The sequence below is a fragment of the Flavobacterium sp. WV_118_3 genome, assembly GCF_039778605.1.
Taxonomy (GTDB): domain Bacteria; phylum Bacteroidota; class Bacteroidia; order Flavobacteriales; family Flavobacteriaceae; genus Flavobacterium.
Map to the genome: position 1 here is coordinate 390460 of NZ_CP156060.1, position 24226 is coordinate 414685.

The following is a 24226-nucleotide window of genomic DNA, read 5'->3' on the forward strand; positions in this document are numbered from 1 at the left end:
AATGCGTTATTTATTTTTATTTCTGTTATAAGAAGTATTTCGATTGTTACTACCGCCTTTATTGTTACTAAAAGATCTTTTTGCAGGAGTAGCCGACGATTGTGTTTTAGGCTGCTGATGTACTTTTGCTTTGGGCAAACTGGCTTCTTCGGTTTTGCTGGAAGGAGCAATCAGCTCGTTAAGGGTTTTGATTTCACCGTCTGTTAGGTCGCGATATCGGCCTACCGGAATATCAAGGGAAATATTAATGATACGGACACGCTTTAAAGCGGTTACTTCATAATCAAGATATTCACACATTCGTCTAATTTGTCGGTTCAGTCCCTGCGTAAGGATAATCCGGAATACAAATTTACTGATTTGTTCCACCTTACATTTTTTTGTAATCGTATCTAAAATAGGAATTCCATTACCCATACGTTGTATAAAACGATCGGTTATGGGTTTGTTTACGGTTACGATATATTCCTTTTCGTGATTGTTACGGGCACGAAGGATTTTATTTACAATATCGCCATCATCGGTCATAAAAATCAAACCTTCACTGGCTTTGTCCAGACGTCCGATCGGGAAGATACGTTTCGGATAATTAATATAATCGACAATGTTATTGCGAACAGATTGGTTGGTCGTACATTCAATACCTACCGGCTTATAAAAAGCCAGATATACCGGTTTTTCAGTCTTTTCACGGACCAATTTACCATCGACTCTTACTTCGTCATCAAGAGTGACTTTAGTGCCCATTTCCGGGACTATTCCGTTTATGGTAACTCTTCCTTCTTCGATTAGCCTATCGGCTTCTCTACGGGAGCAAAATCCGGTTTCGGATAAGAATTTGTTAAGTCGTTTTAAATTTTCTTCCATCTGGCAAAAATACGCTAAATAATAAGGAATGACAATTTATAGCCGGTGAATTGCTTAATCGGCTTCAAAAAGGAAATGATAGATGCGTTGGTAAAGCTGATCGTCGTGCAAACTGTGTCCCAGTCCTTTTGTTGAGATAAACTCGGCTGTTTTCCAGGCTTCCGCGATCTGTTTTCCTTCGTTATAGGAAACAATAGTATCGTCTTCATCATGAGCTATCAGGCCTTTAAGGTTAAGTCCGGAGACAAAGCGTTTGCCTGAAAATTCGTTTGGATCGATATTAAAACGCTCCATGATTCGTTTTTCCAGAAGACGGGATACTTTTTTATTCAGACTTAGTGTTTTTTTATAATTGTTCAGTACAATCATAAATTCACTTGGAGCACCTAAAATGACCATTTTTTCCAATAAAGGATTCTGATAGGTGTACTGGTAATAAATACAGGTAGCACCGCCCATAGAATGGCCAATGATGGATGTAGGGTTGAATTTCTGCATGATAGCGTCTACAAAGCGCGCATATTCAGGAATGTTGAATTCGGTTCCGCTGGACAATCCCTGAGCCGGACCGTCGAGTGCAATAATGGTGCTTCCGGATTTTTTAAGCCATCCGATAAAGCGTTCCCATCGGGCGGCGTTACTTTCCCAGCCATGTACTAATAAAATACGATGATCATTCCCTTTCCAGGTATAGGTTTGAATCTGATGCTGACCAAAAGCGACCGTTTCCGGATGTGCTTCACTCAGTATTTTTGGGATTTTAGTAGCGTCGAGTTTTCCATCCCTGGGTTCTGTAAAAAAGCGATACGCCAGTTTTGTGGCTTTTTCGGGGAATAAAAAGCCCATAAGATTAATATACAATCCAATGGTTTTGGTTAGTATAAAATAGGATATTTTGTCAAACAGTTTCATAAAAAAAGCCTCCGGTTGGAGGCTTTAAGTTACTTATATTTTAGAGAATAATTGTTGCATTTTCTCTTTTTCTTCGTCTGCTAATGCGCTGTCAACTAAGATTCTTCCACTGTGCTCATCGGTGATGATTTTTTTACGGGAAGCGATCTCCATTTGCGTTTGTGGCGGGATTGTAAAGAAAGATCCTGCAGAAGCACCTCTTTCAATAGAAACGACTGCCAATCCGTTACGAACGCTGGTACGGATTCTGTTGTAAGCATTTAATAAACGCTCTTCAATCTGCTCCTGAAATTCAGCTGATTTTTCCAATAAGAAGTTTTCTTCTTTTTCGGTTTCAGACATGATGTCTTCCAATTCCGCTTTTTTGTGTTTTAAGTGCGATTGTCTGCCGTCTAATTTTTCTTTTGTTTGCGAGATCACTTCTTTTTTGTGCTCGATAGATGCTTTCATCTCACGGATGTGTTTTTCCGCTAATTGGATTTCCAATTCCTGAAATTCAACTTCTTTTGTTAAAGAGTTAAATTCACGGTTGTTACGAACATTCTTTTGTTGTTCGGTATATTTTTTAATCGATTCTTTATGACCGTCGATAGCATTCTTTTTTTCTTTGATTTGCTCTTCGATAGTCTCTAAATCTGCTTTCAATTTCTCTAAACGAGTGCTTAATCCAGCTACTTCATCTTCTAAATCTTCCACTTCAAGAGGTAATTCACCTCTTACATTTCTAATTTCATCAATGCGTGAATCGATTAACTGTAAGTCATAAATTGCTCGTAACTTCTCTTCTACACTTAGTTCTTTGATGTTTGCCATATTTTAAAAGTACTTAACTGGATTTGTATTTTCTTCCGATAAAATGATTGCAAAATTAGGAATTTTTTTCGTAAGATAATCAACTATATAGTTTTTTGTATACCTTTCACTTTCAAAATGCCCAATATCGGCTAAAAGTAGCTTGTTTTCGGCTTCATAAAACTGATGATATTTCAAATCAGCTGTGATAAAAGCATCTGCCTGAGCCGAAATAGCATTTCCAATCGCAAAACTTCCCGATCCGCCCAATACCGCTACTTTTTGTATTTTTTTACCGGAAAAGGCACTATGACGGATACCGTCGGCCTGCATTTTGTCTTTTACCAGTTGCAGGAATTCGGATTCATCCATCGGATTTTCCAGTTCGCCGGTCATGCCCAAGCCGATATTCTGATGTGCATTTTGCAATGCATAAATTTCATAGGCAACTTCTTCGTAAACGTGGTTTTGGAATAAGGCTTTTAAAATTTTGCTCTGAAGGTGTTTTTCAAAGGTTACTTCGATTTTAATTTCGGTTGCTTCTACAAATTCAAAACGCTCACCGATTTCCGGGTTGCTGTTTTCGTTACCCATATAAGAACCCATTCCCTGAGACGTAAAACTACAGTCTTCGTAATTTCCAATCTTTCCGGCTCCGGCTTCAAAAAGCGCGTTGCGAAGTGTTGTCGCGTTTTCCGGAATCGTATACGTAACCAGTTTTTGGATAAAATTGGCTTTTGGAATCAATACACGGGTGTTGGTAAGTCCGAGTGCATCACAAAAGATTTTATTGACACCTTGCTGATGGTTGTCCAACGCAGTATGAACGGCATAGATTGCAATATCATTTTTGATGGCTTTTAAAACAGAACGCTCGACATAATTTTTTCCGGTAATCTTTTTCAGACCCGAAAATAAAATCGGATGGAAGCAAACAATAAGATTGCATTCGCGTCGGATGGCTTCGTCGATTACATTTTCCAGTGCGTCGTGGCAAACGAGCACACCGGTTGCAGTGGTATTGGCATCGCCAACGAGTAAGCCCACATTGTCAAAGTCTTCGGCATAGGCCAGTGGCGCCATTTCTTCCAGTACGTCGAGTATTGCTTTTATTTTCATCAGAACGGTTTTATTTTGTGGATGGAACCGTTAGTTTTAAGCCCAAACCGGCTAAACTTTACGGTAAAAGTTATTTTCAAAGATAAAAAATAGCTACTTTCGTACTATGAATTTTTTGCGAAAAATACTTTTTCCTTTTTCCATCCTCTACGGATGCGTTACCGGGGTTCGTAATTTTTTGTATGACAAAGACATACTAAAATCCAGTTTTTTCAATACACCTGTAATTGCCGTTGGAAACCTTAGTGTTGGCGGAACCGGTAAAACACCGCAAATCGAATATTTGATCCGATTGTTGTCCGGTACCTATAAAGTTGCTACTTTGAGCAGAGGTTATAAACGTAAATCGGAAGGTTTTGTTTTGGCCGATACAAAAGCTACTGCGGAAATATTGGGAGACGAACCGTATCAGTTTTATAAAAAGTTTCCGAATATAAACGTAGCGGTTGATGCCAATCGAACCAACGGAATTACACAATTACTGGAATTGGTAAAACCGGAAGTGATTTTGCTGGACGATGCCTACCAACACCGTAAAGTAAAAGCCGGATTTTATATCTTGCTAACCGCCTATAACGATTTGTATATTGATGATCTGATCCTGCCGGCCGGAAATTTAAGGGAAAGCCGGGATGGTGTAGCGCGCGCTGCGATTATTGTGGTAACCAAATGTCCGCCATCGTTAACACAGATTCAGCAAAATGAAATAAAAGGACGACTAAAACTGAAGTCCTGCCAACAGTTGTTTTTTACCTGTATTAAATACGACGACAGTGTCTATTCGGAAAAAACAATATTAAAAGTTACCGGCCTGGATCCCGAAAACCTGTTCCTGGTAGCCGGAATTGCAAAACCCCAACCCTTTTTTGATCACCTAAAAGTAAAGGCGTCCAATTGTATGACCTTTCCGGATCATCATCATTTTACGAACAAGGATATTGCTGCGATTCTGGAAAAAGCCGGAACCAGAAAAATTATTACAACAGAAAAAGATTATGTGCGACTGGAAGGGAAATTGCCATCGGAGCAATTGTTTTACCTGCCCATCGTTAGCGCATTTTTAAATAATGAAAACGATTTTGATAAAACTATTTTAGATTATGTGGGAGCAAGTACAAGAAACAGTTAGTTACATTAAAGAAAAAACAAATTTTACTCCGGAATATGGTGTGATTTTAGGCTCCGGCCTGGGTGGATTCACCAATGATATTACAATTGAATTTACCTTGCCGTATAACGAGATTCCAAATTTTCCGGTATCGACCGTTCAGGGACATAAAGGCGCTTTGGTTTTCGGAACTATCGGGACTAAGAAAGTGGTAGCCATGCAAGGCCGTTTTCACTTTTACGAAGGTTATTCGATGAAAGAGGTAACCTTCCCGGTTCGTGTGATGAAATATTTAGGAGTGGAAAAATTAATCGTTTCGAATGCTTCGGGTGGTGTTAATCCGGACTATAAAGTAGGATCGATTGTGATTATTAAAGATCATATCAATATGATGCCGGAACATCCGCTGCGCGGAAAAAATGACGAGCGTTTCGGACCGCGTTTTGTGAATATGAGTGAACCGTATAGCCGTAAGATGATCGCCAAAGCAAAAGAACTGGCCGCAACTTTAGAAATTGAAGTACAGGACGGTGTGTATCTTGGCTTACAAGGGCCAACTTTCGAAACACTGGCCGAATACCGTATGGTGAAAACCGTTGGCGGCGATTGTGTTGGAATGTCGACAGTACCGGAAGTGATCGTGGCACGGCATATGAATATGGAGTGTTTTGGCATTTCGGTTATTACCGATATGGGCGACGAACACAGTATCGATACCATTACACATGATGAAGTATTGGAAGCAGCACAGGCAGCAGAACCGCATGTTCGAAATCTAATCCAAAATCTGATAGCGGCCTATTAATTGCCGTTTCTTGAAATGATGGTGGTCGCAATAATCTCGTAAAACTTTTCCGGATCGAAGGGTTTTGTGATCACCTCATTCATACCATATGAAAGCAGCATTTCGCGATTTTCGTCCAATGAAATAGCCGTTAAGGCAATGATCGGGGTTTGCATATCGAACTTGCGAATTTCTTCGGTGGCAATCGTTCCGTTAATTCCCGGAAGATGGACATCCATTAATACCAGATCGTATTCGTTTCGGTGTTTTTCCAAATGTTCAATCGCATCTTCTCCGTTTTCGATGATCGTACAAACCATTTGTTTACGTTCAAGCATTTTTTTAGTGATCATCTGATTGATTTTGTTGTCTTCAACCAAAAGTATTTTTTTATCGATTAGCCATTGTTCATCATAGCCCAATCCGGTTTTCTTTTCCACTTTAATTTCTTCGCCAATAGGGAACGCCAGGTCAAAATAGAATTTGGCACCTTTGTCCAGTTCGCTTTCCAGGTGAATTTTTCCGCCTAATATTTCAACCAGTCGTCGAACAATGGATAGTCCTAATCCGGTTCCGCCGTATTTACGGTTAATTTCTACCGAACCTTGTGTAAAACTGTCGAAAATAGTTTCCTGTTTTTCTTTTAAGATTCCAATTCCCGTATCGATAATTTCAAAATGCAGATCGACACAGTTGCCGTCTTTACCCGTTTGGAATACGTTAATCCATACATCGCCATCTTTGGTGAATTTCAGCGAGTTGTTTATAAGGTTGATCAATATTTGTGAAAGCTTGGTTGGATCACCAATCAGGAAGCTCGGAACAGTCTCTTCGATGTTGAGTCGGCAAATGACATTGTTGTTATTGGCGATCTCGACAAACGAATCCATAATATTCTGGAACAATTCCCGGATGTTAAAATTGATATGTTCTACTTCCAGAGCATTCGATTCTACCCGGTTGATTTCGAGGATATCGTTGATAAAAGTTGACAGGTAGTTTCCGGAAAACTTCAAGGAATTCAGGTATGTCAGCTGACTTTCCTTTGGTTTGTCTTCCAATAGAATATGTGTAATTCCGTTGATCGCATTTAATGGCGTGCGCAACTCATGACTCACGGTCGACAGGAATTCGGAACGTGCTTTGGAGGCTCGTTCGGCACGTTCTTTCTGAACTTCCAGTTCCAGATTTTTCTCTTTTAAAAGCTGGTTGGTTTTCTTACGGATGATGTTGTTTTTATAAAGCGAAAGACTGAGTAACGATAAAATAGAAATCAGCGCAATACTTAGAATACTGATTAACTTGGAAAACTTAATCGATTTTTCCTGTTCCTTGTTTTCCTTGTCCATTTTTTCAATGGTCTTAAGCTGCTCGTTGGCAATATAGCGTTCGAATGCGGCTTCACCGATACTGTCGTTGTTAATCGCCGAAAGGGAATCTTTCAGATGGACATAACGTTTCAGGTAATAGAACGACTGGTTGACACTGTTGGTTTTATTGTAAAGCGTACTGATTTTGCGAATGATTTTCAGCTTTTGGGAAATATTATTATTGCTGGTGAGTGCATTGGCTTTTTCCAGATAATCGATGGCTTTTTTGGGGTTGTTCCGCTCGTTGATTTCCGCCAGCTGATAATAGGCTTCCGCTTTTGTTTCAAAAAGATTGTCGATATTGTTTTTGGAAATGATGTTTTTAAACAGGGCAGTGGCCAGGTTGATATTCCCCTTTTTTTTATAAATGATTCCTTTTTGCAGGTTGATCAACTCAATTGCGTCGGGAATTTGTATTTGTTCGTAGATGGAAATGGCTTTGTCAAAATAATTTTCGGCGATCGCAAAACTGTTTTTGTCCAGATAGCATAATCCCAGATTGTAATAGCAAAACGCAATGTTGGACGACGGTTTTAAATTGTTGTAAATCGCCAGACTTCGAATAAAGTTTTCGATCGCGTCATCCGTCTTTTTTAACTGATAGTAAATGCCACCAATGGCCAGATAGGTGTCGGCCAGACCTTTTTCCAGATTGTTTCGGGTGGCATAATTAACCGCTTTTTTACCAAATTCTAATGCCTTATTATAGGTGTAATTGTTTTTATGAAAATTAGACAACTCCAAATAATAGGTAATGCTATCAACTTTTATTGGGGTGTTTTTTTCCTGAGAAAAACAGGGAATTCCTATGAAAAATAATAAAAGCAGGATATACTTCATTTCTTTGTTTAAAAAATCCGTATAAATATAGTTAATTATTTGGCATATGTATGTGTGATCAAATCTATTATTCGGGATGAATAACCAATTTCATTATCATACCAGCCTACTACTTTTACCATTTTATCGATTACCGAAGTTAGCTGTGCATCAAATAGACAGGAGGTCGGATTACCAATAATGTCTACCGAAACGATAGGATCTTCGGTATACGATAATGTACCTTTTAAAGTGGTTTCCGAGGCTTTACGAAAGGCTTCGTTAATTTCTTCTATGCTAACCTGACGCTTTACGTTAAAGGTGATGTCGGTCAGGGAACCGTCGGGAACCGGTACGCGTATACCACAACCACCCATTTTCCCATCCAGTTCCGGGAAAATTTTAGTTAAAGCTTTTGCCGCACCGGTCGTAGTAGGTACGATCGATTGTGCCGCGCCTCTGGCTCTTCGCAAGTCTTTGTGCGGTTGGTCATGCAGACTTTGATCGGTCGTATAGGAGTGTACTGTCGTGATATAGGCTTGTTCGATTCCACATAATTCCTGAATCACCTTGATCATCGGTGCAGCGTTGTTGGTCGTGCAACTGGCATTGGAAATTATACGTTCGGTACCGTCCAGAATGGAGTCGTTTACACCCAATACTACGGTTTTGATGGTATCGTCTTCTGCCGGAGCCGAAAGAATCACCTTTTTGGCGCCCGACGTAATATGCGCTTCGGCCAACGGATAGGTTTTGAATCTTCCGGTAGCTTCTACCACAATATCCACATCCAGCGGTTTCCAGTTTAATTTCGAAATTTCTTTTTCGTGGAAAAATGGAAAAGCTTTGCCATCGATACTAATGGACGTTTCATCAAACGTAACCGTATTGGGAAGTACGCCATGTATACTGTCATATTTGATCAAATGTGCCATCGTCCTGTTGTCGGCAATATCGTTAATCGCTACGACTTCTATGGCAGGATGGTTTAACAATAATCGGAACAGATTACGCCCGATTCTGCCAAAACCATTAATGGCAATTTTAATTTTTGGATTCATTGAGTGTCCGTATATTGTGGGTTGACCGTATTTATAAAATGTGTTTTTGAGCATGGTAGGACGAACGTACCAAAGCACCGCTTTCTACATGGCGGAATCCAAGCTCTTTACCGATGGCTTCGTATTTGGCAAATTGTTCCGGCGTGATAAATTCTTTTACCGGCAAGTGTTTTTTACTCGGTTGCAGGTATTGCCCGATGGTTACAATGTCTACATTCGCCTCGCGTAAGTCTTTCATTGTCTGAATAACTTCTTCTTCCGTTTCGCCCAAACCTAACATAATACCGGATTTGGTACGACGGATGCCCTGATCTTTTAAATATTTCAGTACGGCAAGACTACGATCATATTTCGCCTGAATCCGAACCTCACGGGTCAGACGGCGAACGGTTTCCATATTATGGGATACCACTTCCGGATTGGCTTCTACAATACGATCGATATTACGTTCCATACCCTGGAAATCCGGGATAAGGGTCTCTAAAGTAGTTTCCGGATTCATTCTACGGATGGCTTTTACGGTTTCTTTCCAGATAATGGAACCACCATCTTTAATATCGTCACGGTCTACGCTGGTAATTACTGCGTGTTTAATATTCATTAATTTGATCGAACGCGCTACTTTTTCCGGTTCGTCCCAGTCAACCGTTTCCGGACGCCCGGTTTTTACACCACAAAATCCGCACGAACGTGTACATACATTGCCCAGTATCATAAAGGTTGCGGTTCCTTCTCCCCAACATTCACCCATGTTCGGACAACTTCCTGAAGTACAAATCGTATTTAACTTGTATTTGTCTACCAGGCCCCTTAATTCGGTATATTTTTTTCCGGTCGGTAGCTTTACGCGTAACCATTTTGGTTTTCCGGTCGGAAGGATATTCGTGTCTAAAACAGTTTCCATTACTGATAATTTTGAAGTGCAAAGATACGTAATGTTGTTTATTTGTAATAGTCCGTTTAACGCATTTTTAATAGGCAATACTGTCTTGTGAATTATCTGAAAATGGTTTTGTTTTAAAAATTGTATCTTTGTAATTATCGATAAAAAGCCATTTAATCTATTCTATGTATAATGAAAACTACCAAATTATTTACCGAATTCTTTAATAATGAAAAATCTTCCGGGATTGTTCTGATTTTTTGTACCCTGATTTCCCTGATATTGGCGAACTCCGGTTTTCAGGAGGCGTATCAAAGTATCTGGCATTTCGAATTGGGGGCACATTCATTTGAACACTGGATTAATGATGGTTTGATGACTATCTTCTTTTTTCTGATTGGATTGGAATTGGAGCGGGAAATTTACAAAGGGGAACTTTCGAATATAAAAAATGCAATGTTGCCCATTTTTGCCGCTATTGGAGGAATGTTGGTTCCGGCAGCGATTTATATGATTTTTAATCACGGTACGCCAACTCAGGCGGGTGCCGGAATTCCAATGGCTACCGATATTGCTTTTGCGTTAGGGGTGTTGTCTTTATTGGGAAGTCGGGTACCGTTGTCGTTAAAAGTATTTCTGACCGCTTTGGCCGTAATCGACGATTTGGGTGCTATTATGGTGATTGCTGTTTTTTATACCGATCATTTGTCTGTACTGAATCTGGGAATTGCATTGGGAATCATGGCGGTGCTGTTTGTCTTTAATCGTTTAAAAGTGAATAATCCGTTTCCGTATCTTTTAGGAGGTGTGTTGATGTGGTATTTTATGCTCAATTCCGGAATTCACGCCACAATAACCGGTGTATTACTGGCTTTTGTGGTACCTTTTGGTGATGGCGGTAAAAAAACAATTTCCTATAAAATGCAACACGCTTTACACAAACCGGTAGCGTTTTTTATACTGCCGTTGTTTGCTTTGGCGAATACGGCCATTGTTATTGGAAACGATTGGGTGGAAGGATTGGCACACGAAAACAGTATCGGGATTTTCCTTGGATTGGTAATCGGAAAACCGCTGGGAATATTTTTATTCAGTTTTGCGGTAGTAGCTGTCGGGATTTGTAAACTACCGGACGATTTAAAATGGAAACAAATACTGGCAACCGGTTTTCTCGCCGGTATCGGTTTTACGATGTCGATATTTATAACTTTACTGGCGTTTAAATCGCAGACCGAAGATATTACGATTTCCAAAATTGCCATCCTGATTTCGTCATTGGTGGCCGGAGTTATCGGATTTGTTTTTCTGAAATTTTCACTGGATACGAAAAAGGAAATCTTATAAAAGGAGCCTGGATATAAATTGAAAAAGCCTGTCGGATAGCTATCCGACAGGCTTTTACATATAGCATCTTTTCTCTTTTCTCCTCCTTCTTAATTAACATTCACGGTTATCGGAAGATTATAAGCGGTTCGTGCCGGCTGACCGTTTCGGTAGCCCGGTGTCCATTTGGTAGTCATGGAATTTAACACCCGAATGGCTTCTTTACCCAAACCATATCCCGGATCTCGTGTTACCCGGATATTGGATAAGCTACCGTCTTTTTCGACCACGAAATACACCATTACTTTTAATGTTTTAAGTTCTTCCATTTCGGGCGTTTTAAAACGTTTGCCAATGGTGGCTAAAAAAGCGTCGATTCCGCCCGGATATTGTGGTAAGGCTTCCAGCTCGTAGGTGGAGTTGATCGTGTTTGTACCCTCCGTTCCGGTTCCGTTTCCATTCCCGGTTGGCTGTGAAGCAACACTAAGACTGGTGGTGGTTCCGGTTCCTTCACTGTTTTCGGTACTGATAGCCGCATTTTTTAATTCCTCATTAGTGGGAACTTCCTGAGTAGCCTGATTTTTAGCTACAGGCGTAAATCCAATATATTTAATTTTTTTTACCGGATCGGAAGGTGTGGTTTCCAATTTTGGCTCCTCTGTTTTTTCGGGTAGTCTGGGTGTAAGATCAGCAATAACAATTATATCACCGGGTATTTTAGGGATATTATCCGCTATATCGTTTTCGTTGTTATGTGAATTTACAATAATCGGAACAGCAATAGCAGAACTTAATAGTAAAACACCAACACACAAAGCTTTTAATGTTGTTTTTGGATTTTCGGCTCGTAATTGATAGGCGCCGTAGGCTTTGTTACGGCCTTCAAAAACCAAATTGATCCATTTGGTTTCGTAGATGTTTAATTTAGACATGATAACGTAGTTTAAGGTTAGAATATAGTGGTATATACCTGTATAACGTTATGTGTTGTGGTATTAGTATTTGAAATGTTAATAAAATAAGAAATATTTATCTTGCTTGATATTTTGTGAATAAATTTGAGGGTTTTTGGAGGTTGAGTTGTGAAAAATAAAATTATTTTTTCTGCTGAATGATTTCCGCCAGTAGTTTTTTAGCCCGGAGCAATTTGATTTTTACATTGTTTAACGGTTCTTCCAACTGATCGGCTATTTCCTGATAGGTCATCTCCTGGAAGTACCGCAATTGAATGACTTCCTGATAAGCGGGTTTTAATTCTTTAATGTATTGTAATAACCGCGCCAGATTTTGCTCTTTAATAATCTCATCTTCAATACTGGGAGTGGAGTCGATTACATTATAGGCCTGTTGATTTTCTTCGTCGATGGTACCTAAAAATAAAGCCGATTTCTTTTTGCGCAGTATGTCGATATGTACATTTTTGGCAATGGCAATCAGCCAGGTGTTAAACCCGAACTCGGGATTATAGGTGGTAATTTTATCAAAAGCTTTGGCGAACGTTTCGATGGCGATATCTTCCGTATCGGTTTCGTTTTCCGTACGTTTTAACATAAATCCGTAGATCTCATTCCAGAAAAAGTCCAGTAAAAACGTAAAAGCTACCTGATCGCCGGCTTTTGCTTTTTCAATATTCTTTTGAATTATTTCCGAATTTATTTCCAATGTACCGGTTTTGAAAAAGAGTTGGTAAAATACACGTTTAGTTGTGTGAAGATAAGGATTAATTCGATAATCGGAAACCAATACATGACATCTTTTTCGTGCAGTTTGCCCGAAGCATAGCCTAAAGTGAACCAGGTGACAATATAACGGACAACGATTAATCCTGCTACAATCATCCATTGAAATTGGAATGCCAGTAATAAAATGGCCAGTATAAAAAAGGAAAGCTGTGAGAAAAAGAAAAGTCCCAATTGGAATTTATCAAAGCTTTTGTAATAGGACGCTGTCGAAACATGACGTCGCTTTTGCTGAAACCAGGTTTTATAGCTCGTTTTGGGTGCCGAAATGGTAAAGCTTTCCGGGCTGTAACAAATCGCTGTATTTTTATGGTTTGCCGCCTGATTGATAAACAGATCATCATCGCCGGAGCGTACTTTCATATGATCCATAAAACCGTTTACTTTGAAAAATTCTTCTCTTTTATACGCCAGATTCCGACCTACGCCCATATAGGGTTTGCCCATTTTGGCCCACGAAAAATACTGAACAGCCGTTAAAAGGGTTTCAAAACGGATAATCTTATTTAAAAAGGATCCTTTGATTTTTTCGTAAGCACCATATCCTAAAATGATGGTTTTATGTAAGGTAAACTGAGAGGTCATTTGGGTAATCCAATCCTTGGAAGTCGGATAACAATCAGCATCGGTAAAGAGTAAATATTCTTTTCGGGCGGCTTTAATTCCAAGTGTTAACGCGAATTTTTTATTTCCCCAGAACGCTTCGTTATTCTGAACCTTTACCAGTCGGATATTGGCATATTGTTTTTCAAACGCTTCAAAAATTTCCAGTGTATCGTCGCTGGAAGCATCGTCAATTAAAACAATCTCGTAGTCAGGATAGTTCTGATCGGCTAAAAGCGGGATAAATTTGGTTACGTTTTCCGCTTCATTTTTAGCGCATACAATTACCGAAACCGGAATGCGTTTCGACGTAATCTTTTGAGCCGGAGCGAATGCAAATTTGCCAAAAATGATCAAATAGTAGAAAATCTGGATGGCAATAATTCCGATAAAAATATAGAGTAGAATTGTTAACATATGCAATTCATCAGGGATTAAAGAAGGGACAAAGGTACGAATCAAATGTTAAATCCCAATTGGATTTTAACAAATTCCTCGAAGCTTATTTCCGGTTTTTTCGCATTTCCCGGGCAATATGAATCGCATTCGGATCCTTTTGGTTTTCCAGTTTTTCGATAATAGCCGTATGGTTCTTGTCGTCGCGGTTTTGAGAGAGTTTGTGAACCGCCTGAATTTGATCAATGCTAATTTCAAAAGCTGTAATGCCGTTTACCTGGCGCATGGTTTTAGCGGACAGGTTTTCGATTTTTGTTGGATTTTCGGAAGTGGCTTCGTATTTGTCGACCAGCTTTTTTAGCGAAAATAAAAGTTCATCGCCTTCGATGATGCGAATGGTACCGTAAATATGTACCGCAATATAATTCCATGTCGGAACATTTTCATGATCATACCAGGAAGAGGAAATATAATGGTATGGTCCGTTGAAAATCGCCAATACCGTAGCGCCATTTTGTAAGGCTGCAGCTTGCGGATTGGCTTTGGCAATATGACCGTAAAGTATTTCCTGACCATCCGGATTGTATTCGAGTTCCAATGGAATATGAGTGCCCCATGGTTTTCCTTCGGTTTGATTGATCAGTATCCCAAAACTGTTCTGTCGGATAAAATCACGGATCGCTTCGGGATCGTTGTTCTGATACTGCTCGTCGCTATACATTTTTAGATAATATTGACTTCGGCTTCTATTGCAATTCCGAATTTATCAAAAATGGTTTTCTGGATGTTTTTCGATACCGCCAGAATTTCCGCTCCGGTGGCATTTCCGTAGTTTACCAATACCAATGCCTGGTGTTGGTGTATTCCGGCATCGCCAAATCGTTTGCCTTTAAAACCGGCTTGCTCGATAAGCCATCCCGCCGGTACTTTGACTTCCGTTTCGGAAACCGTATAATGCGGCATGTCGGGATACTGACTTTGTATTTTGTCGTAGGCCGTTTTTGGAATCACCGGGTTTTTAAAGAAACTACCACTGTTTCCAAGTTCTTTTGGATCCGGAAGTTTACTCTGACGGATGGCGATCACCGCATTGCTCACATCTTTAATCGTCGGATGGGTAATATTATGTCGCGTTAGTTCGGCTTCGATCGCACCATATGAGGTGTTGATTTTATGATGGTTTCGGGTTAGTTTAAAAGTAACCGACAGGATTACAAAGCGATCCTTTTCCTGATTTTTAAAGATACTTTCGCGGTAACCAAACTGGCATTGCGCTTTGTCGAAAGTTACAATTTTCTGTGTTGTAATATTCATCGCCCGACAAGAGACAAAGCTGTCTTTGATTTCTACACCGTAAGCACCGATATTTTGAATTGGAGTCGTACCTACATTTCCGGGAATCAACGACAGGTTTTCCAATCCGCCAAGTCCCTGATCAATGCACCAAAGTACAAATTCATGCCAGTTTTCACCGGCTTCTGCCTGAACCAATGCATAATCGTCGTTTTCTTCAAGAATGCTTTTTCCCTTTAAATTAACATGGATTACCAGTCGGTCGATATCTTTAGTGAGTAGCATGTTACTGCCGCCACCCAAAATAAAAGGTTTTTCCGAATGGTGCTGTTGTAAAATAGTCGCCAGTTCTGTTTCGTTTGTAACCGAAACAAAAGTTTTGGCCTTAGCATCAATTCCGAATGTATTGTATTTTTGAAGCGAAAAGTCTGAAGAAATGTTCATGAATGAGTATGCTTTTTTGATGGTGTAAAAATAGGTAAACCATTTTGATTTCCGTTTCTTTTCACAATCAGAATTCTTAAAAAACTATGGTGATCAACTTACAGTTTTTAAAATTTTGCTATAAAGTTCTTCCTTGTTTACCGGTTTGATAATAACAGTTTCAAACGGAGAATCATCAGTAGCTTTTTCCTGTGTCCAATAATCATCACCGGTTACTGCTATAATCGGTATCGAATGGGTTTTGCGTATTTCCCGGGCGAGTTGAATACCGGAAAGTGTACCCAATTGTAAGTCGGTTATGATCAGATCAGCGGTATGATTGTTAAGATGATTATGCAATCCGGTGGCCGTTGTAAAAGTGCTGACTTCGGCATTGGTATTGCTGATCATCTTTTTAAGGCTGACCAACGTGATGGCATCATCGTCTACGATGACAATAGCTAGTGGTTTTTTACGGTTGATTTCCAATAGTTGCTCCAGACTTGTTTTAATATCGCGGGATTTGTTTAAGAGTAGCGAAAAACGAACTTCGGTGCCTTTTTGTAGGACACTGTTTACGGTGATCGTGCCGCCAAAAAGATCGACAATTTCTTTACACAGGTTTAAGCCAAGTCCGGCGCCAAGCTTGATTTGTTCGGAATGGAATTTACTCTGATAATGTTGATCAAATATGTTTTCCAGGTCTTCAGACGGAATACCGGCTCCGGTGTCTTTAATCGTAACTTCCAAAAGGTATTGCGTGCCTTGATCCGATAAACCGGCCGTTACGGTAATACTTCCCTGATCGGTAAACTTGATGGCATTTCCAATAATATTATAAAAAAGCTGGTGTATTTTTACATTATCCGCCCAGACTATAGTGTCTAGTTTTGAGTCAATCGTATGATTCAAATCGATTTTTTTGATTTCGGCCAACGAACGTAATGATTCCAATACCGATAGGATTTCGTTTTTCAGGTTGAAGTTAGAATTGTATAAGACCAGTTTGCTGCTTTTGTTTTTAAAAAAGTCGAGAATCTGATTGACGGTAATCTGCAGGGAGTTGGACGTGAAAATTAACGAATTGACCGTAGAAAGTGCCGTTTCCGGTAGTGTAGCCGATTTTAGCCGTTTCGAAAAGTTCGAGATAATATGAAGCGGTGCCCGCATTTCGTGACTCAGCATGCCAATGATACGGTTTTTGAATTCCAGATTTTTTTCGGCTTCGGTCTTGGCGTCCAATAGGCTCTTTTCGTAGATATACGCAAATTGCGTGTAAAACAGCAGGATTATCGTGATGAGAACCATGATCGGCAGTAATGCCAGAATCAGGGTACGCTGTTTTTCGATGTTTTTGAGTGCTGTTGCGTATTTTAATTTGTCGAGTTCCTGAGCCGAATCCGAGTAAACCTGTAATATCTCCTGACTGTTGCGTAGTATGGTTTTGTTGATTTCCAATAATTCCCGATCCTTTTTCCGAAGGTTGTTATAGGTGCGGTTTAGTTTTTTAAACTCCTGGGTGTAATAGTGGTCAATGGTGCTAAAGGTGTTTTTAAGTTGGTCCTCAAATGAACCGACTTTTTCGGTATTCCCATATACCATTTTAATACGTACCTGAAGACGCTCTTTCATAATGTCGTTTTTTCCGGAAATAGCTTTTCCGATCCGGGCAAAAAAACCGTTTTTACGGTCTTTGTCGGACGTAAGTGTCGTGTCGTAGCTGATCGAATTCAGTGTTTTGGCATAATTGAATTTCCGAATGTTGAAGTTAGACGGAAGCGAATCGCTACCCATTAAAGAAATGACTCCTTTTCGCATCAGCGAATCCAGTTGCTTGCGGATATGATAGATTTGTTTTTCGGTTGTTTCTTTCGATTTGATCACCTTGAAAAAATCTTTGTTTACAGCCGAAAGCCGATCCAGGCTGTCCAGATAAACGGTCATCTCCCGAATGGAGTGTTCATATTGGTTTAAAGAGGCTTTTTTATAACTGAGAAGGTAGTCGTTAAACGCATTTTGGGCGTTTAGAAAACTTCGTGTCGCCTGATTGGAGAAATAAACCGCCTCATTGGGTTTGCTGGCATTCTGAACCGATTCGGATAAGGTGTTGTATTCGTTGTTTTGTTGGTACCACATCCAGAAAAAAAGCAATTGGATGATGAGGATGGAAATAAAAAGGGCAATGTGTACTTTTTTTCGCTTTTGTAAAGGGATCTTCATCAGCTATCTTTTATGAGTCAGTTACTATGTTGGAACAGCATTAAAAAGAAAGGCAGGTAGTGGTATTTGGGGCTGTAAATTTAGGAAAGTCCTGGTTTTTATTTAATAGATTGGGGATCAAAAAAATAAATATCACGAATATTTAATTAAAATCCAAACAAATGTGAGGTTTGTTGTAAAAAAAGAGGTTGAGGAGTTGTTTTTCGTAAATATAGAAACGAAAAGTTGCTTTTTTTACAGTTGAAAAAGGGTGTAACTCTGTAAAGTCGACTTGACAATAGCTTCGGTACGTTCCGGATGGGTGTCGGAAATAAAGAGTTGTCCGAATGTTTCATCGTTAACCATCTCGACAATTTTATGTACCCGACTTTCGTCCAGTTTGTCAAATATATCGTCAAAAAGGAGTATAGGAGCGGTACCGTTTAGTTTTTTGATAAATTCAAACTGCGCCAGTTTTAGAGCAATTAAAAACGATTTTTGTTGTCCTTGTGAACCGAATTTTTTAATCGGAAAATGATCAATCTCAAACGAAAGGTCGTCTTTATGAACGCCAACACTGGTGTATTGCAAGGCGCGGTCTTTCGATAAAAATTCGTCAAAAAGCGCTAACATGTCTTTTTCAAAAAGCTGACTTTCGTAAACAATCTGTACCGTTTCGGAGGAATTAGTGATCAACTGATGATAACGGTTGAAAATAGGAATGAATTCGCGGATAAAGTACTGTCGCTTTTCAAATACCTGCTGACCAATTACGGCAAGTTGCTCATTATATACGGCAAGGGTTTCTTTGTCGAACGTATGGTTTAGTGCAAAGTATTTTAACAAGGCGTTGCGTTGTGTCAGTATGCGCTGGTATTGGATCAGTTGTTGTAAATACAAACTGTCTGATTGCGAAATCACGCTGTCGATAAATTTACGACGGGTTTCGCTACCTTCTATAATAAGGTCTTGATCCGACGGGGAAATAATAACCAACGGGATAAAACCGATATGATCCGAAAATTTATCATAAGGTTTGCCGTTGCGTTTTAATACTTTTTTTTGTCCTTTTTTTAAACTGCAGACAATTTGCTCCGTACGTTGGTCTTTTTCAAACTGACCTTCGATCACAAAAAACTCCTCTCCATGTCGGATGTTCTGAACCGCCAACGGATTAAAATAACTTTTCCCGTAGGCCAAATGGTAGATAGCATCCAGTATATTGGTTTTTCCAATACCATTTTTGCCGACAAAGCAGTTGATTTTGGCATCAAAAGCATAAGTAGCTTCGGCAATATTCTTATAATTAAACAGTGAAAGCGTCTTTAAATACACGGATAGGAAAGTGGTTAATGCTGATATTTATGTCAGTTTTTTTTAAAAGCGGGTGCAAATTATTGAAAAATATCGATAAAAAGGGCTTTTAAGTTTCAATAAAAAGTATATTTTTGCAGCTCAATAAATTTAAAATAAATGGCAACATATAACAAAAGAGGATACAAAGCCCCGAAACCGCAAGAAGAAGCTGTTGAAAATGAATTTGAACAAGCAGTAGAAATCGACGAAAAAGGAAGTACTACTGCCGGAGTTTTTAATAAATTGGACGAAGGTGCTTCCAAAACGGAAGAATGGGTGGCTAGAAATCAGAAATATATTTTCGGATTTGTAGGTGCTATTGCTATTGCAACGGCAGGTTATCTTTTGTATGACAAATTTGTAGTAGAACCGAAAGAGGACGATGCTGCAAATGAAATGTTCCAGGCACAACAATATTTCCAACAAGCTGTTGAAGGACAGGCTGCCGATTCACTTTTCGCCTTATCATTAAAAGGCGGTGAAGGTAAATTAGGATTCCTTGGAATCGTAGATAACTATTCCGGAACAAAAGCGGCTAACTTAGCGCATTATTATGCAGGTATGGCATACCTGAATACGGCAAAATACAAAGAAGCGGTTCAGCAGTTGGAGCAGTTTTCTTCCGATGATATGATGCTTAAAGCCTTAGCTTTAGGAGGTATCGGAGATGCTTTTTCAGAACTTGATAAAAAAGAAGATGCTTTAACGTACTATAAAAAAGCGGCTGAAGCAAATGATAACGAATATACAACACCACGATTTTTATTTAAAGCCGGACAAGTTGCGTTGGCATTGAATAAAAAAGCGGATGCAGCCAAATTCTTTACGCAAATTAAAGAAAAATACGAAGGTTCTGCAGAAGGTGCTAATATCGATGCGTTGATCGCAATGACCGAATAATATGGCGACAGCTAATAAAAATTTATCCAATTACGATAAAAACACAATCCCAAACGCGAAAGATTTTCGGTTTGGGATTGTTGTTTCGGAATGGAACGATAAAGTAACAGAAGGATTGTATTCCGGTGCCGAAGCCGCTTTGCTGGATTGTGGCGCTTTGGAAAGTAATCTGGTTCGTTGGAATGTGCCCGGCAGTTTCGAACTGATTTACGGTGCCAAAAAAATGATTGAAACCCAGAATGTAGATGTGGTTATTGTAATCGGATGCGTAATAAAAGGGGAAACCATGCATTTTGAATTTGTTTGCGAAGGTGTAACACAGGGAATCAAAGACCTGAACGTGCAAACCGATGTGCCGGTGATTTTCTGCGTCTTAACCGATAATAACGAACAACAGTCGATCGACAGAAGTGGTGGTGTTCATGGGAATAAAGGAACCGAAGCGGCTATCGCAGCCATCAAAATGGCAGATCTTCGGAAAAAAGCATAAAAAATCAAGTTATATAATTAGAACCTGTAATGTTTTGCGTTACAGGTTCTTTGTTTTTAGAGGGTTGACCATTAACAAAAAATTGAGAGGCTTCATTCGTTAAATGTCTGTCATTTTCTTTAAATTTGGTGGTTCAGAAGGAAAACCCTTTTTTAATCTAAACAGCTTCAAAACATACGAATGTCGAGTATTATCCAATTACTTCCCGATCATGTTGCCAATCAGATTGCCGCGGGTGAGGTGGTGCAGCGTCCTGCCTCTGTTGTCAAGGAATTGATAGAAAATGCGGTGGATGCCGGTGCAACAGAAATTAAATTAATCGTGAAAGATGCGGGTAAAACGCTTATTCAGGTAATTGATAACGGTAAAGGAATGAGTGTTACCGATGCGCGTTTGTGTTTTGAACGTCATGCGACCTCCAAGATTCGTCATGCGGAAGATTTGTTTTCACTTCATACCAAAGGGTTTCGCGGGGAAGCTTTGGCTTCGATTGCGGCAATTGCTCATGTGGAGATGAAAACCAAACAGGATCAGGAAGAACTGGGGACGCATATTGTGATCGAAGGAAGTAAGTTTGTATCGCAGGAAGTAGCCGTATTGCCAAAGGGAACGTCCTTTTCCGTAAAAAACCTCTTTTTTAATATTCCGGCACGACGTAATTTCCTAAAATCGGATACCGTGGAGTTTCGCCATGTGATTGATGAGTTCGAACGGGTCGCGTTGGCGCATGCCAATATTCATTTTGTACTGTTTCACAATGGAAGTGAAATGTTTAACCTGCCGGCTTCGAATTTCCGACAACGGATCGTAAATGTATTTGGCGGGAAGACCAACGAAAAGCTGGTTCCGGTTAAAGAAAGTACCGAGATTGTCGAAATTCAGGGGTTTGTAGGAAAACCGGAGTTTGCTAAAAAGAGCCGCGGTGAACAGTTTTTCTTTGTCAACGATCGGTTTATTAAAAGTCCTTATCTGCATCATGCGGTTATGGCTGCCTACGAAGGATTGTTAAAAGACGGTTGCCAGCCAAGTTATTTCCTATATCTGGATTTACCGCCCCATACGATCGATATCAATATCCATCCGACAAAAACAGAAATTAAATTTGACGACGAACAGGCGCTTTATGCCATTTTGCGTTCGTCTATAAAACATAGCCTCGGACAGTTTAATGTGGCACCGGTACTGGATTTCGAACGGGATGCGACTTTAGATACGCCGTATGATTATACCGGTAAAGACGCAGAAACACCTTTGATTCAGGTGGATGCCAATTTTAATCCGTTTTTGGAAGAAGATACAAAACCGGTTACCAATTTTTCGGCTTCTTTTTCCGGGAATTTTGCAACCGAAAAAAAGACATCGGGTTCCGGAAGTTCTTTTTCCGGTGGCAGCTATAAAAAAGAATCGTCCGGACCAAGCTGGGAAAGTCTGTATGTAGGACTTAAACAGGCGACCGAAGAGGTGGAAATCGGAGAAATCCAGCTGGAAAGCGAGGAGGTGACCGGTTCGCTTTTTGATGAGCATACCATCGATGAGGTATCGAATAACCGAACCTATCAAATTCATAAAAAATATATTGTCAGTCCCATTAAATCGGGTATGTTGATTGTTGATCAGCGACGCGCGCACCAACGTATTCTATACGAACAGTTTCTGACGAATATAACGGTACATCAGGCTTCGAGTCAGCAATTGCTGTTTCCGCTGGAATTGTATTTTTCCAAAGCAGAACTGGCTATTATTACCGAACTAAAACCATCGCTGGAAAGCACCGGTTTTGTTTTTGAGACATTTCATGACGATCGGATAACTATTTCCGGATTACCGGTAAATGTGGCCGAAAGTGAGGTAGCGATTTTACTGGAAGAACTTATCGGAGATTTGCAGGGCGAATTACCGGAAAACAGTTTTAGTCAGTGTGACCGGATTGCTAAATCCATGGCGCGAAGTCTGGCGGTAAAAACCGGTACCTATTTAACCGAACACGAACAGGAAACGATGGTGAATACCTTGTTTGCCTGTAAAGAACCAAATGTTTCTCCTTTCCTTAAACCGACTTTCATCACAATGCGGGTGGAAGACATTGATAAACGATTTGCACTATGATGAATATCACCGAAACCGTAAAACAGTTAATTATTATTAACGTTATCTTTTTCCTGGGAACCATGTTTGTTCCGGCGGCTTTTAACTATTTGGCGTTATGGTATTTTGAAAATCCGAATTTCCAATTCTGGCAACCGCTAACGCATATGTTTATGCATGGCGGATGGATGCATATTTTCTTTAATATGTTTGCCTTGTATTCGTTTGGGTCGACACTGGAGCATTTCTGGGGTGGAAAAAAATTCCTGTTTTTCTATATTTCCTGCGGATTGGGTGCAGCTTTACTGCATAGTGGCGTGAATTATTATTTGTACCACGATGGATTAAATATTTTGATGGAAAATGGAGTGTCCCAATCGGAAGTAGTACAGTTGTTATCGGAAGGGAAGATAAATCCAAACTGGAGTGCCGTTTTAGGAGGAATGGATAAAGTTACCGAATTTGGTTCTGCTTTTGCGGCGCCTGCTGTTGGCGCTTCCGGTGCTATTTACGGGCTTTTGGTGGCTTTTGCCTTTATGTTCCCGAATGCCGAACTGGCATTGATGTTTATCCCGGTTCCGATTAAAGCAAAATATTTTGTTCCGGGCTTGTTGTTAGTCGATTTGTATCTGGGAATGAGTGGCCGTTCTATTTTTGGCGGACCTAGTGGTATTGCGCATTTTGCCCATATTGGCGGTGCAATTGTCGGTTTTCTGATGATGTGGTTCTGGAAAAAAAATCAATTCAACAATAATCGTTGGGATCGCTAACGGTTCCAAAAATAAAACCTAAATTAGTAGTATAAAAACCACAAAAAAGAAAGAATAGAATGAATATACTGGATGATTTTAAAATGCAATACCGACTGGGAGGAATCGCACAAAAGCTGATTTTCTGGAACGTGGGAATTGCCATTCCGTTTTTTCTTCTGAAAGCGTTTGCTCCGGATCTTTTTAGTGTGATACTGAACTGGACGAGTTTGTCATCGGATGTGATGACCATGATAACCCGGCCCTGGACTTTATTGACGTATGCTTTTCTGCATGCCGATTTTTTTCATCTGTTGTTTAATATGATCGTGCTGAATTTTGCCAGCCGTTTGTTTACTACCTATTTTACCCAAAAACAATTGTTCGGATTGTATCTTTTAGGCGCGATTTTTGCCGGACTGTTGTTTGTAGCGACCGATTTTATTTTTCAGAATAATACAATACTCGTTGGTGCTTCCGGAGCGATCATGGCGATTCTGGTAGGTGCGGCAACCTATACGCCGTTTTCGGAAATCCGATTGTTGCTGATCGGAAATGTGAAAATGTGGCACCTTGCACTGGCATTGGTTTTGCTGGATCTGATTCAGATTCCGTTAAACAATACCGGGGGACATATTGCACATTTGGGTGGTGCTTTTTTGGGTTATTTATATATTAAAATGCTACAGAATGGTACCGATTTGACCAAAGGAATTTCGGCTTTTTTAGATTACATTTCAGAATTATTCCGACCGAAAAAAACAACGCCTTTTAAAACGGTACACCGGAATACCCAAAAACAGTCCCAAACCAGCACTGTAACGAGAGCTGATAAGGATATGACACAAAAAAAAATCGACGATATCCTGGATAAAATCAGTAAATCCGGTTATGATAGTCTCACAAAAGAAGAAAAGGAGTTCCTGTTTAAAGTAGGGAAATAATCCGGTTTCGA

General features: G+C 39.8%; 22 protein-coding genes. 8 read left to right on the plus strand and 14 right to left on the minus strand.

Translation table 11 applies throughout. The annotated features are described in order from the left end of the window. Positions 1-6: 6 nt before the first annotated feature. The 4 genes from rluF to ABFU83_RS01795 are packed head-to-tail and all read right to left on the minus strand — an operon-like array spanning position 7 to position 3690. A complete protein-coding gene (rluF, locus tag ABFU83_RS01780) occupies positions 7-867 on the minus strand; it encodes a 23S rRNA pseudouridine(2604) synthase RluF (protein WP_347068435.1) in 861 nt (286 codons plus the stop codon). 54 nt (positions 868-921) lie between these two features. Further along, positions 922-1779, minus strand: coding sequence for an alpha/beta hydrolase (locus ABFU83_RS01785; RefSeq protein WP_347068437.1), 858 nt, complete (start codon positions 1777-1779; stop codon positions 922-924). A gap of 33 nt (positions 1780-1812) precedes the next feature. After that, entirely contained in the window at positions 1813-2592 is a 780-nt protein-coding gene (locus ABFU83_RS01790) for a C4-type zinc ribbon domain-containing protein (RefSeq protein WP_347068438.1), read from the minus strand. A gap of 3 nt (positions 2593-2595) precedes the next feature. Next, a complete protein-coding gene (locus ABFU83_RS01795; RefSeq protein WP_347068440.1) occupies positions 2596-3690 on the minus strand; it encodes a Nif3-like dinuclear metal center hexameric protein in 1095 nt (364 codons plus the stop codon). Positions 3691-3796: 106 nt separating this feature from the next. On the opposite strand from ABFU83_RS01795, the gene lpxK reads away from it, so the two are divergent. Both lpxK and ABFU83_RS01805 read left to right on the plus strand, forming a co-directional pair. Continuing rightward, a complete protein-coding gene (gene lpxK, locus ABFU83_RS01800) occupies positions 3797-4819 on the plus strand; it encodes a tetraacyldisaccharide 4'-kinase (RefSeq protein WP_347068442.1) in 1023 nt (340 codons plus the stop codon). Further along, positions 4791-5603, plus strand: a complete 813-nt coding sequence (locus ABFU83_RS01805; protein WP_347068444.1) for a purine-nucleoside phosphorylase — start codon at positions 4791-4793, stop codon at positions 5601-5603. Before lpxK ends, ABFU83_RS01805 begins: the two co-directional genes overlap by 29 nt. Here the strand turns inward: ABFU83_RS01805 and ABFU83_RS01810 are convergent. The 3 genes from ABFU83_RS01810 to lipA are packed head-to-tail and all read right to left on the minus strand — an operon-like array spanning position 5600 to position 9736. Continuing rightward, positions 5600-7792: an ATP-binding protein gene (locus ABFU83_RS01810; protein WP_347068446.1), complete on the minus strand. Its 2193-nt coding sequence runs from the start codon at positions 7790-7792 to the stop codon at positions 5600-5602. The two genes, ABFU83_RS01805 and ABFU83_RS01810, sit on opposite strands and share 4 nt — an antisense overlap. Positions 7793-7827: 35 nt before the next feature. Next, entirely contained in the window at positions 7828-8832 is a 1005-nt protein-coding gene (gene gap / locus ABFU83_RS01815) for a type I glyceraldehyde-3-phosphate dehydrogenase (protein ID WP_347068448.1), read from the minus strand. Positions 8833-8863: 31 nt separating this feature from the next. Further along, a complete protein-coding gene (gene lipA, locus ABFU83_RS01820) occupies positions 8864-9736 on the minus strand; it encodes a lipoyl synthase (RefSeq protein WP_347068450.1) in 873 nt (290 codons plus the stop codon). A gap of 171 nt (positions 9737-9907) precedes the next feature. Here lipA and nhaA point away from each other — a divergent pair, with 171 nt between their 5' ends. Beyond that, complete coding sequence (nhaA, locus tag ABFU83_RS01825) at positions 9908-11059, plus strand: Na+/H+ antiporter NhaA (RefSeq protein ID WP_347068451.1); 1152 nt, start codon at positions 9908-9910, stop codon at positions 11057-11059. An 89-nt stretch (positions 11060-11148) separates the two neighbouring features. Here the strand turns inward: nhaA and ABFU83_RS01830 are convergent, their stop codons facing one another. The 7 genes from ABFU83_RS01830 to ABFU83_RS01860 all read right to left on the minus strand — a co-directional run bounded on the left by ABFU83_RS01830 (position 11149) and on the right by ABFU83_RS01860 (position 19026). Beyond that, the gene (locus ABFU83_RS01830) at positions 11149-11970 is read right to left on the minus strand and encodes an energy transducer TonB (protein ID WP_347068452.1); all 822 of its coding nucleotides are present in this window, start codon (positions 11968-11970) and stop codon (positions 11149-11151) included. Positions 11971-12133: 163 nt separating this feature from the next. Then, positions 12134-12700 carry a sigma-70 family RNA polymerase sigma factor gene (locus ABFU83_RS01835; protein ID WP_347068454.1) on the minus strand — a complete coding sequence of 189 codons (567 nt, stop codon included), beginning with the start codon at positions 12698-12700 and terminating at the stop codon, positions 12134-12136. Beyond that, positions 12691-13797 carry a glycosyltransferase gene (locus tag ABFU83_RS01840; protein ID WP_347068455.1) on the minus strand — a complete coding sequence of 369 codons (1107 nt, stop codon included), beginning with the start codon at positions 13795-13797 and terminating at the stop codon, positions 12691-12693. The genes ABFU83_RS01835 and ABFU83_RS01840 overlap by 10 nt, the downstream gene beginning before the upstream one ends. Positions 13798-13882: 85 nt before the next feature. Next, positions 13883-14497: an FMN-binding negative transcriptional regulator gene (locus ABFU83_RS01845; RefSeq protein WP_347068457.1), complete on the minus strand. Its 615-nt coding sequence runs from the start codon at positions 14495-14497 to the stop codon at positions 13883-13885. A 2-nt stretch (positions 14498-14499) separates the two neighbouring features. Further along, entirely contained in the window at positions 14500-15513 is a 1014-nt protein-coding gene (gene murB, locus ABFU83_RS01850) for a UDP-N-acetylmuramate dehydrogenase (protein ID WP_347068459.1), read from the minus strand. 93 nt (positions 15514-15606) lie between these two features. Then, positions 15607-17712 (minus strand): hybrid sensor histidine kinase/response regulator, encoded by a 2106-nt coding sequence (locus tag ABFU83_RS01855; protein ID WP_347068460.1) that lies wholly within the window; start codon positions 17710-17712, stop codon positions 15607-15609. Positions 17713-17946: 234 nt separating this feature from the next. Next, positions 17947-19026: a DNA replication/repair protein RecF gene (locus ABFU83_RS01860; RefSeq protein ID WP_347068462.1), complete on the minus strand. Its 1080-nt coding sequence runs from the start codon at positions 19024-19026 to the stop codon at positions 17947-17949. A 138-nt stretch (positions 19027-19164) separates the two neighbouring features. Here ABFU83_RS01860 and ABFU83_RS01865 point away from each other — a divergent pair, with 138 nt between their 5' ends. From ABFU83_RS01865 to ABFU83_RS01885, 5 genes are all read left to right on the plus strand, one after another. Beyond that, positions 19165-19947, plus strand: coding sequence for a tol-pal system YbgF family protein (locus ABFU83_RS01865; protein ID WP_136403376.1), 783 nt, complete (start codon positions 19165-19167; stop codon positions 19945-19947). Position 19948: 1 nt separating this feature from the next. Continuing rightward, the gene (gene ribH, locus ABFU83_RS01870) at positions 19949-20437 is read left to right on the plus strand and encodes a 6,7-dimethyl-8-ribityllumazine synthase (RefSeq protein ID WP_136403375.1); all 489 of its coding nucleotides are present in this window, start codon (positions 19949-19951) and stop codon (positions 20435-20437) included. Between the two features lie 180 nt (positions 20438-20617). Next, complete coding sequence (gene mutL / locus ABFU83_RS01875) at positions 20618-22543, plus strand: DNA mismatch repair endonuclease MutL (RefSeq protein ID WP_347068464.1); 1926 nt, start codon at positions 20618-20620, stop codon at positions 22541-22543. Then, positions 22540-23292 (plus strand): rhomboid family intramembrane serine protease, encoded by a 753-nt coding sequence (locus ABFU83_RS01880; protein WP_347068466.1) that lies wholly within the window; start codon positions 22540-22542, stop codon positions 23290-23292. Before mutL ends, ABFU83_RS01880 begins: the two co-directional genes overlap by 4 nt. Before the next feature lie 59 nt (positions 23293-23351). Then, positions 23352-24215, plus strand: coding sequence for a rhomboid family intramembrane serine protease (locus ABFU83_RS01885; RefSeq protein WP_347068468.1), 864 nt, complete (start codon positions 23352-23354; stop codon positions 24213-24215). Positions 24216-24226 lie beyond the last annotated feature (11 nt).

Coding starts and splice junctions, on each gene's coding strand:
- ABFU83_RS01855 (WP_347068460.1), bottom strand. CDS start 17,712: ATGAAGATCCCTTTACAAAAGCGAAAAAAAGTACACATTGCCCTTTTT.
- rluF (WP_347068435.1), bottom strand. CDS start 867: ATGGAAGAAAATTTAAAACGACTTAACAAATTCTTATCCGAAACCGGA.
- ABFU83_RS01795 (WP_347068440.1), bottom strand. CDS start 3,690: ATGAAAATAAAAGCAATACTCGACGTACTGGAAGAAATGGCGCCACTG.
- mutL (WP_347068464.1), top strand. CDS start 20,618: ATGTCGAGTATTATCCAATTACTTCCCGATCATGTTGCCAATCAGATT.
- lpxK (WP_347068442.1), top strand. CDS start 3,797: ATGAATTTTTTGCGAAAAATACTTTTTCCTTTTTCCATCCTCTACGGA.
- ABFU83_RS01865 (WP_136403376.1), top strand. CDS start 19,165: ATGGCAACATATAACAAAAGAGGATACAAAGCCCCGAAACCGCAAGAA.
- ABFU83_RS01840 (WP_347068455.1), bottom strand. CDS start 13,797: ATGTTAACAATTCTACTCTATATTTTTATCGGAATTATTGCCATCCAG.
- murB (WP_347068459.1), bottom strand. CDS start 15,513: ATGAACATTTCTTCAGACTTTTCGCTTCAAAAATACAATACATTCGGA.
- ABFU83_RS01805 (WP_347068444.1), top strand. CDS start 4,791: ATGTGGGAGCAAGTACAAGAAACAGTTAGTTACATTAAAGAAAAAACA.
- ABFU83_RS01810 (WP_347068446.1), bottom strand. CDS start 7,792: ATGAAGTATATCCTGCTTTTATTATTTTTCATAGGAATTCCCTGTTTT.
- ABFU83_RS01785 (WP_347068437.1), bottom strand. CDS start 1,779: ATGAAACTGTTTGACAAAATATCCTATTTTATACTAACCAAAACCATT.
- gap (WP_347068448.1), bottom strand. CDS start 8,832: ATGAATCCAAAAATTAAAATTGCCATTAATGGTTTTGGCAGAATCGGG.
- ribH (WP_136403375.1), top strand. CDS start 19,949: ATGGCGACAGCTAATAAAAATTTATCCAATTACGATAAAAACACAATC.
- ABFU83_RS01790 (WP_347068438.1), bottom strand. CDS start 2,592: ATGGCAAACATCAAAGAACTAAGTGTAGAAGAGAAGTTACGAGCAATT.
- ABFU83_RS01885 (WP_347068468.1), top strand. CDS start 23,352: ATGAATATACTGGATGATTTTAAAATGCAATACCGACTGGGAGGAATC.
- ABFU83_RS01880 (WP_347068466.1), top strand. CDS start 22,540: ATGATGAATATCACCGAAACCGTAAAACAGTTAATTATTATTAACGTT.
- lipA (WP_347068450.1), bottom strand. CDS start 9,736: ATGGAAACTGTTTTAGACACGAATATCCTTCCGACCGGAAAACCAAAA.
- nhaA (WP_347068451.1), top strand. CDS start 9,908: ATGAAAACTACCAAATTATTTACCGAATTCTTTAATAATGAAAAATCT.
- ABFU83_RS01845 (WP_347068457.1), bottom strand. CDS start 14,497: ATGTATAGCGACGAGCAGTATCAGAACAACGATCCCGAAGCGATCCGT.
- ABFU83_RS01830 (WP_347068452.1), bottom strand. CDS start 11,970: ATGTCTAAATTAAACATCTACGAAACCAAATGGATCAATTTGGTTTTT.